A 14,965-nucleotide genomic window follows, 5' to 3' on the forward strand; every position below is an offset into this window, starting at 1 on the left:
AGCTCGCCGTGGCGAGCGCATGAACCCAGGTTTAGAACGCACGCCCCGGGTGCACGGGACGCTACGCGCTGAGCAGCCCACGCAGGGTCTCGAGGTCCAGCTTCTTCGCGTCGTCGAGGCCCTCGAGCAGATCCCCCGCCATGCGCTTCTTGCTGCCGTGCAGCGCCAGGATCTTCTCCTCGATGGTGCCGGCGGTGACCAGCCGATAGACGTGCACCGGGCGCTTCTGCCCGATGCGATGCGCCCGGCCCGTGGCCTGGTCTTCCACGGCGGGGTTCCACCACGGGTCCACGTGGAACACGTAGTCCGCCGCCGTGAGCGTCACGCCCGTGCCGCCCGCGTGCAGGCTCATCACGAAGGCGTCGGCCTCACCGGCCTGGAATGCGGCCACGCGCTTGGTGCGCTCCTTGGCCGACAAGCTGCCGTCGAGTGTGAGCACCTTGAGCCCCTCTTGCACCAGGCGCTCTTCGATGCGCGCCAGGCTGCCGAGGAACTGCGTGAAGATCAGCGGCTGGTGACCCTCCTCGTGCAGCGCGCGCACGCGCTCGGCCAGCACGTCCAGCTTGGCGCCGGGCGGCCCGTGCTTCGGGTCCAACAAGCGCGGGTCCACGGCCACCTGCCGGAGGCGCATGATCTCGGCCAGGATCTCCACGCGCGCGCTCCCCGTGGGGGCGTCACGCTGCGTGGCCAGGCGCTCCTCCACCTTGCGGCGCAGGGCTTCGTAGTAGGCGCGCTCCGCCGGCGTGGGCGTCACCAGCAGCGTGGTCTCGCTGCGCTCGGGCAGTTCGTCCAGCACCTCGGCCTTGGTGCGCCGCAGCAAGAAGGGGCGCAGCCGCAGGCGCAGCTCGGCCAGCCGGTCGCGCTTGCCGCCCGCGATGGGCTCCACGAAGCGGAGGTTGAACTCACGCTCGCTGCCCAGCAGCCCGGGCACCACGGCGCGCATCAGGCTCCACAGCTCGCCCAGGTGGTTCTCGAGGGGCGTGCCCGTGAGCGCCACGCGAAAGCCCGCGTTCAGCTGCGCGGCGGCCTGCGAGCGCTGCGTGCCCGCGTTCTTGAGGGCGTGCGCCTCGTCGAAGACCACGGTCTCGAAGCGCCGCGCAGAGAGCGCCTCGCTCTCGGTCACCAGCACACCGTAGCTCGCCACCAGCACGTCGTGCGGGCCCGCCGCCGCGATGACGGCCGCGCGGTCGCCACTCTCGGCCAGCAGCGTCACGTTCAAGCGCGGCGCAAAGCGCTGGGTCTCACTCAGCCACGTGCCCACCACCGACGTGGGCGTGAGCACCAGCGCCGGTCCAGCCTTCGCGCGGTGCGCCAGCAGCGCCAGCGTCTGCACCGTCTTGCCGAGGCCCATGTCGTCGGCCAGGCAGGCGCCCAGCTCGGCCTCGCCCAGGCGCGCCAGCCATACGAAGCCCTCGCGCTGGTAGTCGCGCAGCTCCGCCGCGAAGCCACGGGGCACGCTCACGTTGGTGGCCAGCGCCTGCTCGAGCGCCGCCACGCGCTTCTGGCTGGCCGCATCCAGCGTGCGCGTGCCCACGTCTTCGCTCAGCTCCATCAGGCGCGGCAGCAGCACGGGCTCGGACACCAGGCCCTGCTTGCCCAGCTTGCCGAGGCCGCTGAAGCCCTCCACCCGCCGGCGCAGCTCCTCGGTGAGCGCCAGCACGGTGTGGTCGTCCACGTGCACGAAGCGCCCCGTGGCTTGCGACGCGAGCAGCTGCTGGAAGCCGACCACCAGCGTGGTGTCCACCTCGACGTCGATGCTGGAGAGCAGCTTGCCGCCCGACCCGCTGACGCGCACGCGCAGGGCCTCGACACCCACGCTGCGCGGCACGGGCAAGCGCTTCCCGTCGGGCCAGGCCAGCAGCCGCGCCTTCTCGGGAAGCGCGCCCACCTCCGTGAGGAAGTCGTAGGCGCCCGGCAATCCCTCGAGGGTGACGTTGTCGTCTTCCCAGGGCAGCGCACCCACACCGGGAGCGGCGATGAGGAGCGCCTCGCGCGCACGCCGCTCGGCGTCCAGGTGGCGCTCCGTGCGCAGCGGCCGCCCGTCCAGCACCGCCACCATCTGTGCCGGGCCGCGCCCCGGCAGTGCCTGCGGACCCTCGAGCCCGAGAGGCACGGCGCGCAAGCGCACCTCGAGGCGCTCGCCGCTCCACCGGCACAAGAACGCGAGGCGCGTCTCGGCCGGCACCAGCTCGCCGGACAGCTGCACGTCCTCGCCGGCGCCCACGCGCACGCGCCGCCCCACTTGGCCCAGCACCTCGCCGAGCCGCTTCGCGCCACTCGGGGGCACCTCGAGCGCGCCACTGGTGAGCAGGTGCGCGAGCCGCGAAAGCTCGGGGGTGCGCTCGTAGATCACCACCTGGTCCGGCGGCTGGAAGATGGCCACCAGGTCATTCTGCGCGAGCTCGGGCGGATGCAGCGAGACACGCGTGGACCCACTCGCCAGCGCCTCGGCGCGCAGCTCTCCCTCCCCGCGCAGCACCTGCAGCGGCTTGCCGTCCGCGTCGACCACGGAGTCGTGACCCACCAGCGCCAGCAGCGCCGTGGGCTTGAGCAGCATGGGGGTCATGCGTGAGCGCCGCCCATAGCCGCTGTACGGGTCGGCCTCGGCGTGGGCCAGCACGGCGCGGTCGATGTCACGCAGGTACGGGTGGCTGCCCGTCACCAGCTTCTCGATGGCCACCTCGCGTCCCACCCGGGTGGTACCCGACTTGAAGTAGAGCGCACCAATGGTCCAGCCTTCTTTCGGTTCGAGGCGCAGCTGCCACTGCAGCCGCTCAGCGGCTCCGTGGCTCACGCGACCGGCTCGGATCGCGGTGTCTTCGCCCGCAAACTCGGCCAGTGCCTCGAGGGCCAGCTCCCAGCCCGCACGGGTGCGGTAGGCCCCCGCGAGCGACCCCTCGGCTGCCTGGCCCGTGGTCACGGCGCGCAGGGTCTGCTGGAGCAGCAGCGCGGCGCGTGGGAAGCCGTGCCGTTCGGCGCGCGCGAGCCACTGCTCGAGCACCTTCGGCTTGGCCCGCGGCCGCAGGTTCTCGGGGCCCAGCTCCGCGCGCCAGAAGCCCAGCACCGCCGCGCACAGATCGGCCACCCAGGCTGGCCCGAGCGTGTCTGCGTCGTCCCGATAGCTGCGCGCAGGCGGCTGACCGAACTGGATGGTGTGCACGAAGGCGTCCACCCCATCGTGCATGGCCCCGTGGTTTCGCTCCTGCTTCTCGGCGAGCAAGCGCGTGGTCAGTCGCGCCCACGCGCCACCGTCCGTGCCGCTGGCGATGACCCAGCAAAAGATCAGCGCGGCGCGCACGTCCGGCTCGAGCGCGCGCTGCTTCGCGGGATCTTTGCCGTTCACCGTGTCCGCGAAGCGCAGCGCGCCCGCGTGGTCCCCGCGCAACATCGCTTCCACCAAGTCATGGTCCGCGCGTGCCTGCTTGGTGAGCTTCACCTCTCCGATGTCGAAAGGGTGATCTCGAAGCACCGCCAAGCGCGCGGCCCGCGCTCGCAGACTGGGCGAGTCGCAGCGCAGCGCAGCGTCGAGCACCGCAGGGCTGATGGGCACCAGCGTTCGCAGCGACTCGTCCACCAGCTCGGCCATGTACGATGCGAGCACGGGCGCCGTGACCAGCCCGAGCCAGCTCGCCTCGGGCTCGCGACCGAGCACGTGGCGCACGAAGGGGCCCACATAGCTGTTGCGCTGCTCATAGCGCAGTGCGCGGTGCAGCAACTCCTTGGCGGAGTCGAGCCTCCCCAGCGCGAGCGCGACCTGCACCGGCGCCGCCGCGGAGAGGTGCTCGAGGAGCGCGTTGCGCGGCGCATAGGTGTACCCCGTGTCCTGCGTGGACATGGCGCTCGCCAGCAGTCCCAGTCGATCGCGCGCGTTCGCGCCGCGCAGCACCGTCCAGGTGCGCTCGTGATCGAAGGACATGTGCGAAGCATCGATGCCGGTGGCGTGCAGCACGCGTCGGGAGATGAGGGGCTCGAGGAACGGGCGCAGGTCCTGCACCGAGAGGCGCTTCCCGTCTGCCGTGCGTAGCCCTACCAGGTGCGCCACTTCGCAGAGCCTCTTTCGCGAGAATTGGAAGCTCATCAGCGCGGCCAGCAACTCCACGTCTTCTTCGCGGAGCTCGATGGACCAGCCGCCTGGGGGCTGCGCGCCATCGTCCGCCGGCATTCCGTTCGTGGCCATGAGCCGCGAACCATAGCCCGCTACGCGAGGTGTGCGAGCGCGCGTGGCCCCAGCTGCTCCAGCAGCACGGCCAGAGTGGGGGTGGCATCCACACGGGCCAGCAGGTCCTCGAGCAGCCGCGTCCCCGGCACCCGCGCGTCGCCGTCCAGCAGGCCATCGAGCCGCGCCACCACCAGGCCCGGTCCGCTCGCCGGCGCACCCTGCAGGCTGTCATGGAGCAACCCCGCGAGCGCCTGCCAGGCCTGTGCCTCCGTCGCTGAAGCCGATTCGTCGCCCACCCACAGCCGAGTCACCAAGGGCGCGCGCAGCAGCGTCCCGCGCAGCAGCGCTTCGATCGCTTCGGGCAGCACCACGGGTGGCAGCTCCGTGTGCCCCGCGCGGACGTGCCGCGCCGCCGCCACCAGCTGGCTCAGCAGCGCGCGTGCGGCCTCCTCCGGGCCCGGCCCCCGCGCGATGGGCTCGCCCCCCAGCACCAGCGCGTCGAGGGCGCCCAGCGTCTGATGCAGCGCGGCGATCCCGCGCCGCCCGCGCCCCGGGCCCGTGCTGGCCGCGGTGATCGCGACCGGCTTCCGGTACAGCTCACCCGAGCTGAAGACCCAGTCGATGCCGTTCTTGAGCGCGCCAGGGAGGCTGTGCCCATACTCGGGCGTCGCGATCAGCACTGCGTCCGCGGCTCGCAGCACGTCGCGCCACGCGCAAACCTCGGGAGGCGGCGCCTCGTTGGCGTCGAGGTCGAAGTGCGGCAGCCCACGCAGCCCGTCCCAGCGGGTGACCTCCACCTCGGGGCCCGCGAGCGATGACAGCGAGTCCACGAGCGACAGGTTGCTGGAGCGGGCCTGGAGGCTCCCTGAGATGCTCACGATCCGGATGACGGCCATGCCAGAGAGCATCGCAGATGCCGGGCGCGACGACACGGAGGCGGCGTCACTCGCAGCGCGTGGCGGCCTGCCAGCGGAGCGCCTGCTCCCAGAGCGCCCGCACGGCCTGCACCCGCGCCAGGGAGGCCTCGGCCACACCCTGCTCGCGGATGTTCACGAAGAGCAGAGATGTGGCGCCGAGCTCGAGCTGCCGTCGCTCGGCGGCCGCCAGTTGCTCGGCGTTCTGCTCGAGGCGCGTCAGCAGCGCGTGCCGCTCGAGGGCCGCCTGGTACGCGCTCGCGATGTCGCTCAGCTCGGCGCGCACCTCGTCCTCGGCGAGGCGCAGCAGCTCGCGCTCGGCGGCCAGCTGAGCCTCGGTCGCAGCATGTTGCCCGCGGGCGTCACGCAGCGCCAAGGGCACCGACAGCTGGACCCCCACCTCGAGGACGGTCCCGGGGAGTGTCGCGTCCCCCTGCCCCAGATCGCGAGACACCTCGGCGAGCGCGTCCAGCCGCGGCTGACGACGCTGACTGGCCAGGTCGCGCGCCACGCGCTGGCTCTCCATCACGGCACGCTGGGCCGCGATGCGGGGATGACACGCGAGCACACGCTCGACATCAGGCTGGGTCATGACGGGCGCGGGAGGCAACGGCAGGTCGCGCGGCAGGCGCGCGGGCGTGGGCGGCGCCGGGGCGCCGGTGTCCGAGCGCAGGAAGAGCCCGAGGACGATGGCTGCGGCCTCCACGTTGCGCCGGGCCTGGATGACGCAGTCCTGGCGCGACAGCCACGCGCGCTCCGCCTCGAGGGTGTCGACCTCGGGGATGATCCCGGAGGCCACGCGCTCGCGCACCGCGCCGAGGCGCACCTCGGCCAGCACCAGCAGCTCCTCACACACCTGCTGCCCACGCCCCGCCGCCACCCAGGACCAGTAGGCGGCCGCCGCGCGCCGCTCGAGCTCGATCAGCGCGAGCGCCCGCACCTGCTGGGCCCCGTCCACCGCCAGCTCCGCGCGGGCCCGGACCGCGCGGCGGTCGTCGAGCGCACGGTCCCGCAACAGCGGCACCCGCACCCCGGCGCGCAGCTCGCCGCGGTCGAGCGTCTGGTCGCTGTAGTAGCCGGGGTAGCGCGTCTCGTCGTCCACGTCGCGCCCGTAGCGATACCCTGCCCAGAACTCGGCGCCGAGCCAGGGTGTGGGCGCACGAAGCTCGGCATCCACGCGCCGGAGCTCGTAGTAGCCGCCGTGACGCAGCGCGCCACGAACGCTCAGCGCGGGGTCGAACGCACCACGAGCCCGCATCAGCTCGGCCTCGGCGACGTCTTCGCGCGCGAGGGCCGCCTGAACGCTGGGGTGGTGTGCCACCGTCGAGCGCAGCACGTGCTCGAGCATCACCGGCGCACGCTGCTCGTCGGCTTGTGCCAGCACCTGCTCGGACGGCAGGGAAAGCCAGACCCCGAGGTACATGAGCCACGTGCGCAGCGGTGCGCGTCGCCGCGGACAGCTTCCTCTGCGCGTCGAGCTCACGCTCCACCCCCCTGTGCCGACGAGGGCGGCATGCGGTAGCGCGGCGGGAAGCCGTTGAGCTGCCGCCAGATCTCGAAGCCCACCGTGACCTCGTCCAGCAAGAGCCAGCCCTTCACGCGCGTGCCCTGGCGCAGGAACACGGGGGCGGGCCAGGGCTCGGCGCCTTCGTCCGGCACCACCACCACGCGGAAGTCTCCATTCCCGTCGTCCGCCGAGTCCACGAACGCGACGCGACCGGCGAAGCTGCCCACCGCCACACTCGGCCAGCCCGCAAACTGGACGGCGGGCCACCCCTCGAACTGGAGGCGCACCTCGCGCCCAGGGGTCACCAGGGCGGCGTCGTTGCCGTCCACATAGAGCTGAACGGAGCGCGACTCGGTCAGCGGCACGAGGTCCGCCAGCACGGTCCCCTGCGACACCTGAACGCCGCCCTGCTGCACGAGGATTCGCTGAACCACGCCGTCCCGTGGGGCTCGGATGGCCTGGGCCGACTGCTGCGCCAGCCGCGACTCCACCTGCGCGAGCTCGCTGCGCGCGGAGGCCACCTGGGTGTCCGCCGAGCTCAACGACGCGCTGGCTGCTTGGATGTCGGCGTCGGTGGTGGCCTGCGTGCGCTCGAGCGCGGCCTGCGCGGACCGCAGGCGTGCCTGCGTGGCGCTGACCTGCGCGCGGGCCGCACGCAACGACGCCTGCGCGTCGGCGGACCCCAGCTGCGCCAGCTCGCTCTCGCGCTGCGACGCGAGCCCCTCGCCAGCCAAGGTGGCCACACGGGCCTGCTGCACGTCGTTGGTGGTCACGCGGGCCTCGGCTGCCACCAGGAGTTCCCGCTGACTGGCCAGGGTGTCGAGCACCACCCGCACCTCCGCACGAGCCGCGCTCAGCTGGGCCTCTTGTGACCTCCGCAGCGCGTCCATCCGCTCTCGAAAGGCCTCCACCTGAGCCAGGAACGCCTCGACGCGAACCACGGCAGCATCGCGCTGCAGCTCGAGCCGAGCCACGCGCTCGGGGTCATTGTCGGCCAGCTCCACGAGCAAATCGCCCTCGCGCACCATCTGGCCCTCCACCACGTGCCACCCCACGACGATGCCCGAGATGGTCGCCTCGATGGACTGAGGCCGCTCGTCGGGCGAGAAGGCGTAGACCTGACCCGTACCGGACACGTTCTGGCGCCAAGGCGCCAGCGCAGCGAAGAACAAGAAGGCCGCGAAGGCCACCGCGAGCCGCTTGGCGGTCCGGAATGGCATGGTCGTCCCGGGCAGCAGACGCGCCGCAGGGAGCAACGCTGTGACACTGGCGTCGCTCTGCGACGGGATGGCGTCTGACGTTCTCACGAGTATTCCTCCGGCAGCTCGATGTGAGCGTCCACGTACGCGTCGAGGTCGTCCGTACGGGTCACGACCAGCAGCGTGACGTCCCGCGCGATGGACGCGAGCACCGTCCGCTGCAGCCGCCTGGGGAGGCCGTCGAGGGCGCCGTCGAGCACCAGCAGCGCGGGATGGGCAGCCAGCGCACGGGCAATCACCAAGCGCTGCGCCTCCTCCCGCGTGAGGGGCGCGCCGCCTTCCCCGAGGATGGTCTGGAGTCCTTCGGGAAGCATCTCGACCCTTTCCGAGAGACCCACCCGCTCGAGGATGCCCCACACGTCGCGGGGCGTGAGCGCTCGACCGACCGCGGCGACGTTCTCGGATACGCTCGTGGGCAGCACCTCGGGCTCGGCCACCAGGAGCACACGCGAGCGCAGGCCCTGCAAGCTGAGGTCCCGCACGTCGTCGCCATCCAGCCGAACCACACCCGAAGCCTGCACCCGCAGACCGAAGAGCAGGTCCACCAGGGCGCGTGTCCGCTCGGCGCCACCTCGCACCACGAGGCGCTGCCCGGGCTCGAGGACCAGGCTCAGGTCGCGGAGCTCGCCGCCAGGCGTGGACACGCGGCGCAGCTCGACCTTGGCTGCCCCACGGGCACGGGCGGGCAGCGACCCGCCCTCGCGCTCGAGCGGGAGGTCGAGCAGCAAGTGCAGCTTGTCGGCGGCCGCGACCAGGTCGTAGGCGGTCTCGAGCTTGCCGCCCAGCTTGCTGAGCGACACGACCACGAGGTTCACCACGAGCTCCGCGGCCACCAGCTGCCCGACGGAGAGCTCGCGCTGGACCACCAACCAACCGCCGAGACCCAACAGCGTGGCGCTCGCCATCACCTGCAGCCCCAGCGTGCCGATGTACTGCCGGAAGACGATCCGGAAGTGAGCATCGCGCGCGCCCAGCCACGCCGCCGCGAGGGCGTCGAGGCGCCGCTGCGCGAACTCGCCCCCGCCGCCGAGCTTGAGGAGGTTGCGCTGGACGGCCATGTCCTCGAGCCAAGCCGCGATCGCGTACTTGGCCTTGGACTCGTAAATGGCGGTGTACGTGGCGCCCCGCCCCATGAGGCGCAGCACCACGAAGAGCCCGGCCACGATCAGCCCGCCGAAGCCCAGCAGCAGGGGGTGGTAGACCGCCAGGAGCACCAGCCCAGCCACCACCGCGAGCACCGCCTCGATACCCCCGAGGGCCAGCGAGGCGATGGCCTTCTGCGCCACGAAGACATCGAAGAAGCGGTTCATCAGCTCCGACCCCCGATGAGCCTGGAACGCGTCTGCGCTGACACGCCGCAAGCGCTCCGAGAGCCGCGACACCACGCGCACGACCAGCCGGCGCTGGATGACCTCCACCATGAACGCCTGCGTGGCTTGGAGCACCGCAGAGAACACGAGGCCTGCCGCGAGGAACAGCGTGAGCAACACGATGGGCTGAACCACCGTGCCGAACGCGACCGTGTTGACGAGCACCTGCACCGTCAGCGGGAGCACCAGCGACAGCAACCCCACGCCGGTGGCGTATACCGCGATGGCGAGCAGGTCGGAGCGGTCCTCCCGGACGAGGTCGTACGCCACCCGCCAGGGCGACTCGTCATCGTGGAGCTCGAGCGGCAGGGAGCGTGGGGAATCCACGGCGAGCCAGGTGTGCTCGCTGTGGACGCTGGTCAGCCCGAGGCGGGCCGCCAGCTGAGGTGCTCCCAGCCACTCGCGCTGGCCCCGCTCATCCTCGACGCGCACCCGCGGCCCCAGCCTCTCCAGCAGAAGGCAGAGCGAGCCATCGTGCCCGACCGTGGCCATGGGGCGACCGCGTCGGACCCCCTGCAGCGCCACGTCCAGAGGCGCCTCGAAGGTCTGGAGGGAGAGGCCAGCCCGCGCGACTCGGTCCACCAGCTGCTCGAAAGCGGAGCGCTCGGGTGGCGGCGGCTCGTCGACCACCGGCTCGCCCTCGGTCGTGCTCGACTCTGCCTCAGGGCTCGGCGATGGGGCTGCAGCGACCTCGCGAGCGAGCACGGCCTCGCCAGCATGGGGCGGGAGGCCGAGCAGCGTGCGAAGCCGGTCCACGAGGGGGTCGATCACCGAGGTCTCATTCATGAGCGAACAATCATGAGATGTGTTGCACGAATGTCAATGCATGATATATTTTTCATGAAAACTTGGACGGATCGATGAGCCATGCTGCCGGCCCACCGCCCCCTGAATGCCCGAGAGGGTTTCGAGATGACCTCAGAAGCTCCTGCCCGCTGGACTTTCCTCAGCAATCACGCCCATGTACTCCTCTGCGTGGCTCGCAACCCCGACGCTCGGGTGCGGGACATCGCCGACCAGGTGGGGATCACGGACCGCGCAGTGCAGCGCATCCTCACGGAGCTCGAGGACGGCGAGGTGCTCCTGCGGGAGCGACGCGGACGGCGCACGCACTACGCCATCAGCAGCGGAGCCCACCTGCGGCATCCGCTCGAGGCGCACCGCCGCGTGCTGGATTTGGTGGCGCTGATCGACGCGGGCTAGCGGATACTCGGCTTTCTGGGCTGGCTGCCTTGACTCCCCCTCGCCCCCCTCGCATGCTCCCCCGGCTCTTTTCCTACGTTGCAGATACGGGGGCCCCTGCTGTTAGAGCCAGCAAGCCACCGAGAGACGATGAAGATGGCTTCGACCACTGACCGCCGCGCGGAAATCATTAACAAATTCCGCACCCATGAAAACGACACCGGTTCCCCTGAAGTCCAGATCGCGCTCCTCACGGACCGCATTCAGTACCTCACGGACCACTTCCAGACCCATAAGAAGGACCACCACAGTCGGCGTGGGCTCCTGAAGATGGTGTCCCAGCGTCGCGGCCTGCTTGATTACGTCAAGCGCCACGACATCGAGCGCTATCGCAAGATTATTACCGCGCTCGGCATTCGTAAGTAAGCTACGCGGCGGCTCGGGAATGGTTCCGAGCCGCCGTTTTTCAATTTGGTCCCCGAGCATCTCCGCGACCGGAATCGTGGGTCGTTCGCTCTTCGCTTCGATGGCTCGAAGCTCCCGCAGCCGGGTCGAGCCATGGAATCGAGGATCGAGCCCCGCTCTCGTCGTTCCCGGATGCTCCTGATGGAGTGTGCCCTGTGATAATTCGTGAATCCGTCAAGATCGGCGACAAGACCGTCACGTTCGAGACCGGTCGTATCGCCAAGCAGGCCGGCGGCGCCGTCTTCGTAACGTGCGGTGAGTCCGTCCTGCTCGTGACCGTGTGCGGCACCGACGAGGCCCGCCCCGGCGTGTCGTTCCTCCCGCTCACCTGCGAGTACGTCGAGAAGACCTACGCCGCCGGTAAGATCCCCGGTGGCTTCTTCAAGCGCGAGGGCCGCCTGCGCGACCACGAGACGCTGACGTCGCGCATCATCGACCGCCCGTGCCGCCCGCTCTTCCCCGAGCACTGGCGCGCCGAGATCCAGATCATCGCCACCGTCATGTCGGCGGACCGCATCAACCCCACGGACGTGCTGGCCCTCACCGGCGCCTCGCTCGCGCTGATGCTCAGCCCCATCCCGTGGGCCGGCCCCGTGGCGGGCGTGCGCGTCGGCAAGGTCGACGGCAAGCTCATCGCCAACCCCACGTTCAAGGACCTCGAGAAGAGCACCTGCGACATCATCGTGGCGGCCACCAAGGACGCCATCGTCATGGTGGAGGGCGAGGCCCTCGAGCTGACCGAGGCCGAGATGGTCGAGGCGCTGCAGTTCGGAAAGGACTCCGTGCAGGGCGTGCTCGAGCTGCAGGAGCGCATCCGCGAGGCCGTCGGTAAGGCCAAGCTGGAGTACACCGCGCCCGAGGCCGACCAGAACGTCGCGTCCCGCGTGCGTGATGTAGCCCTCGATGCCATCAAGGCTGCCTGCAACGTACGCGAGAAGTTCGCGCGCTACGCGGCGTTCAAGGCTGGCAAGAAGCTCGCCGTCAAGGCTCTGGCTAGCGAGTTCGAGGGACGCGAGCAAGAGATCAAGGACGCCTACGAGGAGCTCCAGTTCAACACCATGCGCGAGCAGGTGGTGTACGAGAAGGTCCGCGTCGACGGCCGCGACACGCGCACGGTCCGTCCGATCTCCATCGAGGCCACCCTGCTCCCGCGCGTCCACGGCAGCGCGCTCTTCACCCGCGGCGAGACGCAGTCCATCGTGACCGCCACGCTGGGCACGCGCCGCGACGAGCAGCGCATCGACGGCCTCACCGAGGACGTCTGGAAGAACTTCCTGCTGCACTACAACTTCCCTCCCTACTCCGTGGGCGAAGCGAAGATGATGCGCGGCCCGGGTCGTCGCGAGATCGGGCACGGCAACCTGGCCGAGCGCGCGCTCAAGAGCGTCATCCCGTCGAAGGAAGACTTCCCGTACACCATCCGCATCGTGTCGGAGATCACGGAGTCGAACGGCTCGTCGTCGATGGCCACCGTCTGCGGCGGCAGCCTGGCGATGATGGACGCGGGCATCCCGCTCCGCACGCCGGTCGCGGGTGTGGCCATGGGCCTCATCATGATCAACAACGACTACGCGGTGTTGACGGACATCCTCGGTGACGAGGATCACCTCGGCGACATGGACTTCAAGGTCTGTGGCACCGACAAGGGCATCACCGCCATCCAGATGGACATCAAGATCGGTGGTCTCACCACGCAGATCATGAGCGAGGCCATGGACCAGGCGCGCGAGGCTCGCCTGCACATCCTGGGCGAGATGGCCAAGGTGCTCCCGGCTTCGCGCCCCGAGCTCAGCCGCTACGCGCCGCGCATCACCTCGCTGAAGGTGAAGCCGGATCAGATCCGCACGATCATCGGACCGGGCGGCAAGATGATCAAGGCGATCGTCGAGCAGACCGGTGTCGCCATCGACGTCGAGGACGACGGCACGGTGAACATCTCTTCGGACGATCCGGAGGCCGTGAAGCGCGCCATCGCGATCATCGAGAGCCTGACCACGGAGCCCGAGGTCGGCGCCACCTACAAGGGTATCGTCAAGCGCATCGAGCGCTACGGCGCGTTCATCGAGATCGCCCCGGGCAAGGACGGCCTCTGCCACATCACCGACATGGCGTGGGAGTACGTCGACAACGTCGAGGCGCTCATGCAACTCGGCGACGAGGTCGAGGTGAAGATCTCGGCCATCGACCGCGAGGGGCGCATCCGCCTGTCGCGCAAGGAGCTCCTCGAGAAGCCCGAGGGCTACGTGGAGCGTCCGCCCCGTGAAGACCGTGGTGACCGCGGCGACCGTGGTGGTGACCGCGACCGTGGTGGTGACCGCGGCGGTGACCGCGACCGTGGCCCGCGCCGCGATGGGCCCCGTGGTGGTGGCGATCGCGACCGTGGCCCGCGCCGCGAGGGTGGTGACCGTGGCCCGCGCCGCGAGGGTGGTGACCGTCCGCCCCGTGAGGGTGGCGAGCGTCCGCCCCGCGAGGGTGGTGGTGAAGGCGGCGAGCCCCGTCGTCGTCGTCGTCGCGAAGGCGGCGAGGGTGGCGAGGGTGGCGGCACGCCGGCTGGCGGCGGCTCCGAGGGCTGAGCCCAGCGTCGACTTCGAGTGATGACACCGGCCGGGATGCGAGAGCGCCCGGCCGGTGCCAATTGGGGGGCATGACGAACCCGTCCCACACGCTCACGGTCGAGCGCCTGCGCCCGAACGCCCAGCTCCCCGCCTATGCCACCGAGGGTGCCGCGGGCCTCGACCTCGCCTGCGCCTTCGAAGACGCTCAGCCGCGCACGCTGCTGCCCGGTGAGATCGCCAAGGTCCCGACCGGCTTGCGGATCGCGCTCCCCGCCGGACACGAGGGGCAGGTGCGCCCGCGCTCGGGTCTGGCCGCCAAGCACGGGGTCACGGTGCTGAACGCGCCGGGCACCATCGACGAGGACTACCGCGGCGAGTTGATGGTCTTGCTGGTCCATCACGGCCGCGAGCCGCTCGTGCTCGAGGACGGAATGCGCATCGCCCAGCTGGTGGTCGCGCCCGTGACCCGCGCCCGGGTGCTGCTCGGCACGGTGGTGACGCACGACACGGCGCGTGGCGAGGGCGGCTTCGGCAGCACGGGCACCGCCAGTCGGCCAGACCGCCCGTAATGGCGCGGAGGGCGTCACGACAACATCCCCCGAGACCCACGGACCACGCGCCAGAGCGGCGCGCCAGTTGACAGGAGCCTCGCGGATATCTACTCCGTCCCCTTCAGTACCTCACTAGGAGAATCCCCACCATGGCTGGAAAGAACATCGTCGCCGCGAACGACCTCAACTTCGACGAGGCGGTCCTCAACAGCGACACCCCGGTGCTCGTCGACTTCGCCGCCACGTGGTGCGGTCCCTGCAAGATGATCGCCCCCCTGGTGGAGCAGCTGGCCGACGAGTACGTGGGTCGCGCCAAGGTGGCCAAAGTGGACATCGACGAGAGCCCGGGCACCGCGTCGCGCTTCGGCATCCGAGGCGTCCCCACGCTGCTGGTCTTCAAGGGCGGCCAGGTGGTCGCACAGCAGGTCGGCGCCGCCCCCAAGGGCAAGATCGCCGAGCTGATCGAGCGCTCGCTCTGATCCGCTGACGCGAAAACCGTTATCCATACGCGGCGCGGGCCTTTCGGGGCTCGCGCCGTATTCGCGTGTGGTGTAGGCTCGCAGCCATGGCGGAGCACCGCATGTTCGTGTCCCAGGCGACCCTGGACCAGTGGCTCGGCGACGACGCAGTCGACGTCGACGGTGACGTCATGGCCATCCGGCGCCTCGGTCATCGCTTCCAGCTCAACACGGCGTTCCACTTCCTGTCGGAGGTCGCCGAGGGCGGTGACTCGAGTGAGCTGGTCGGCAAGGTCAAGACGCTGGACCAGGTGGTAGCCCTCGGCGGTGAGCACTGCGCGGGTTCGGTCATCCTGGGCGACAACGCCTACGAGGTGGTCGAAGGCTTCCTGGGCCTGCCCATCCCGAACGACGACGCCGGCTCGGCCAGCCTCGGCGGCGCCAACCTGGCCGCCGCCACGCGCGCTGCCGCCGGCGACGGGAACCCCCCTTCCCAAGAGCTCGACCTCTTGGCGCAGTTCTTCCTGAGCTCCAAGGGCTGAGCC

At 70.6% G+C, this 14,965-nt stretch carries 11 protein-coding genes; 6 read left to right on the forward strand and 5 right to left on the reverse strand.

Translation table 11 applies throughout. The annotated features are described in order from the left end of the window. Positions 1-61: 61 nt before the first annotated feature. The 5 genes from IPI43_21130 to IPI43_21150 are packed head-to-tail and all read right to left on the reverse strand — an operon-like array spanning position 62 to position 9,995. On the reverse strand, positions 62-4,177 hold the full coding sequence (locus IPI43_21130) for a DEAD/DEAH box helicase (GenBank protein ID MBK7776608.1): 4,116 nt from the start codon (positions 4,175-4,177) through the stop codon (positions 62-64). A gap of 20 nt (positions 4,178-4,197) precedes the next feature. Beyond that, the gene (locus tag IPI43_21135; protein ID MBK7776609.1) at positions 4,198-5,055 is read right to left on the reverse strand and encodes an NAD(P)H-dependent oxidoreductase; all 858 of its coding nucleotides are present in this window, start codon (positions 5,053-5,055) and stop codon (positions 4,198-4,200) included. A gap of 46 nt (positions 5,056-5,101) precedes the next feature. Further along, complete coding sequence (locus IPI43_21140) at positions 5,102-6,496, reverse strand: TolC family protein (protein ID MBK7776610.1); 1,395 nt, start codon at positions 6,494-6,496, stop codon at positions 5,102-5,104. 56 nt (positions 6,497-6,552) lie between these two features. Beyond that, a complete protein-coding gene (locus tag IPI43_21145; protein MBK7776611.1) occupies positions 6,553-7,887 on the reverse strand; it encodes an HlyD family efflux transporter periplasmic adaptor subunit in 1,335 nt (444 codons plus the stop codon). Next, positions 7,884-9,995 carry an ABC transporter ATP-binding protein gene (locus tag IPI43_21150; GenBank protein ID MBK7776612.1) on the reverse strand — a complete coding sequence of 704 codons (2,112 nt, stop codon included), beginning with the start codon at positions 9,993-9,995 and terminating at the stop codon, positions 7,884-7,886. Before IPI43_21150 ends, IPI43_21145 begins: the two co-directional genes overlap by 4 nt. 126 nt (positions 9,996-10,121) lie before the next feature. Between IPI43_21150 and IPI43_21155 the strand changes: the two genes are divergently transcribed. From IPI43_21155 to IPI43_21180, 6 genes are all read left to right on the forward strand, one after another. After that, positions 10,122-10,412 (forward strand): winged helix-turn-helix transcriptional regulator, encoded by a 291-nt coding sequence (locus IPI43_21155; protein MBK7776613.1) that lies wholly within the window; start codon positions 10,122-10,124, stop codon positions 10,410-10,412. A 135-nt stretch (positions 10,413-10,547) separates the two neighbouring features. Further along, on the forward strand, positions 10,548-10,817 hold the full coding sequence (gene rpsO, locus IPI43_21160; protein MBK7776614.1) for a 30S ribosomal protein S15: 270 nt from the start codon (positions 10,548-10,550) through the stop codon (positions 10,815-10,817). A 194-nt stretch (positions 10,818-11,011) separates the two neighbouring features. After that, complete coding sequence (gene pnp, locus IPI43_21165) at positions 11,012-13,429, forward strand: polyribonucleotide nucleotidyltransferase (GenBank protein ID MBK7776615.1); 2,418 nt, start codon at positions 11,012-11,014, stop codon at positions 13,427-13,429. 71 nt (positions 13,430-13,500) lie between these two features. Next, a complete protein-coding gene (gene dut, locus IPI43_21170) occupies positions 13,501-13,980 on the forward strand; it encodes a dUTP diphosphatase (GenBank protein ID MBK7776616.1) in 480 nt (159 codons plus the stop codon). Positions 13,981-14,111: 131 nt separating this feature from the next. Continuing rightward, positions 14,112-14,441, forward strand: a complete 330-nt coding sequence (gene trxA / locus IPI43_21175; protein ID MBK7776617.1) for a thioredoxin — start codon at positions 14,112-14,114, stop codon at positions 14,439-14,441. Between the two features lie 86 nt (positions 14,442-14,527). Further along, positions 14,528-14,962: a hypothetical protein gene (locus tag IPI43_21180; protein MBK7776618.1), complete on the forward strand. Its 435-nt coding sequence runs from the start codon at positions 14,528-14,530 to the stop codon at positions 14,960-14,962. The last annotated feature ends 3 nt before the right edge of the window (positions 14,963-14,965 follow it).

The organism is Sandaracinaceae bacterium (assembly GCA_016706685.1).
In the GTDB taxonomy this organism is placed as follows: Bacteria; Myxococcota_A; Polyangia; order Polyangiales; family Houyiibacteriaceae; genus JADJJE01.

Excerpts from the sequence above, each read along its gene's own strand:
- IPI43_21130 (MBK7776608.1), bottom strand. The coding sequence starts at position 4,177 with ATGGCCACGAACGGAATGCCGGCGGACGATGGCGCGCAGCCCCCAGGC.
- IPI43_21135 (MBK7776609.1), bottom strand. The coding sequence starts at position 5,055 with ATGGCCGTCATCCGGATCGTGAGCATCTCAGGGAGCCTCCAGGCCCGC.
- IPI43_21140 (MBK7776610.1), bottom strand. The coding sequence starts at position 6,496 with ATGTACCTCGGGGTCTGGCTTTCCCTGCCGTCCGAGCAGGTGCTGGCA.
- IPI43_21150 (MBK7776612.1), bottom strand. The coding sequence starts at position 9,995 with ATGAATGAGACCTCGGTGATCGACCCCCTCGTGGACCGGCTTCGCACG.
- IPI43_21155 (MBK7776613.1), top strand. The coding sequence starts at position 10,122 with ATGACCTCAGAAGCTCCTGCCCGCTGGACTTTCCTCAGCAATCACGCC.
- rpsO (MBK7776614.1), top strand. The coding sequence starts at position 10,548 with ATGGCTTCGACCACTGACCGCCGCGCGGAAATCATTAACAAATTCCGC.
- dut (MBK7776616.1), top strand. The coding sequence starts at position 13,501 with ATGACGAACCCGTCCCACACGCTCACGGTCGAGCGCCTGCGCCCGAAC.
- trxA (MBK7776617.1), top strand. The coding sequence starts at position 14,112 with ATGGCTGGAAAGAACATCGTCGCCGCGAACGACCTCAACTTCGACGAG.
- IPI43_21180 (MBK7776618.1), top strand. The coding sequence starts at position 14,528 with ATGGCGGAGCACCGCATGTTCGTGTCCCAGGCGACCCTGGACCAGTGG.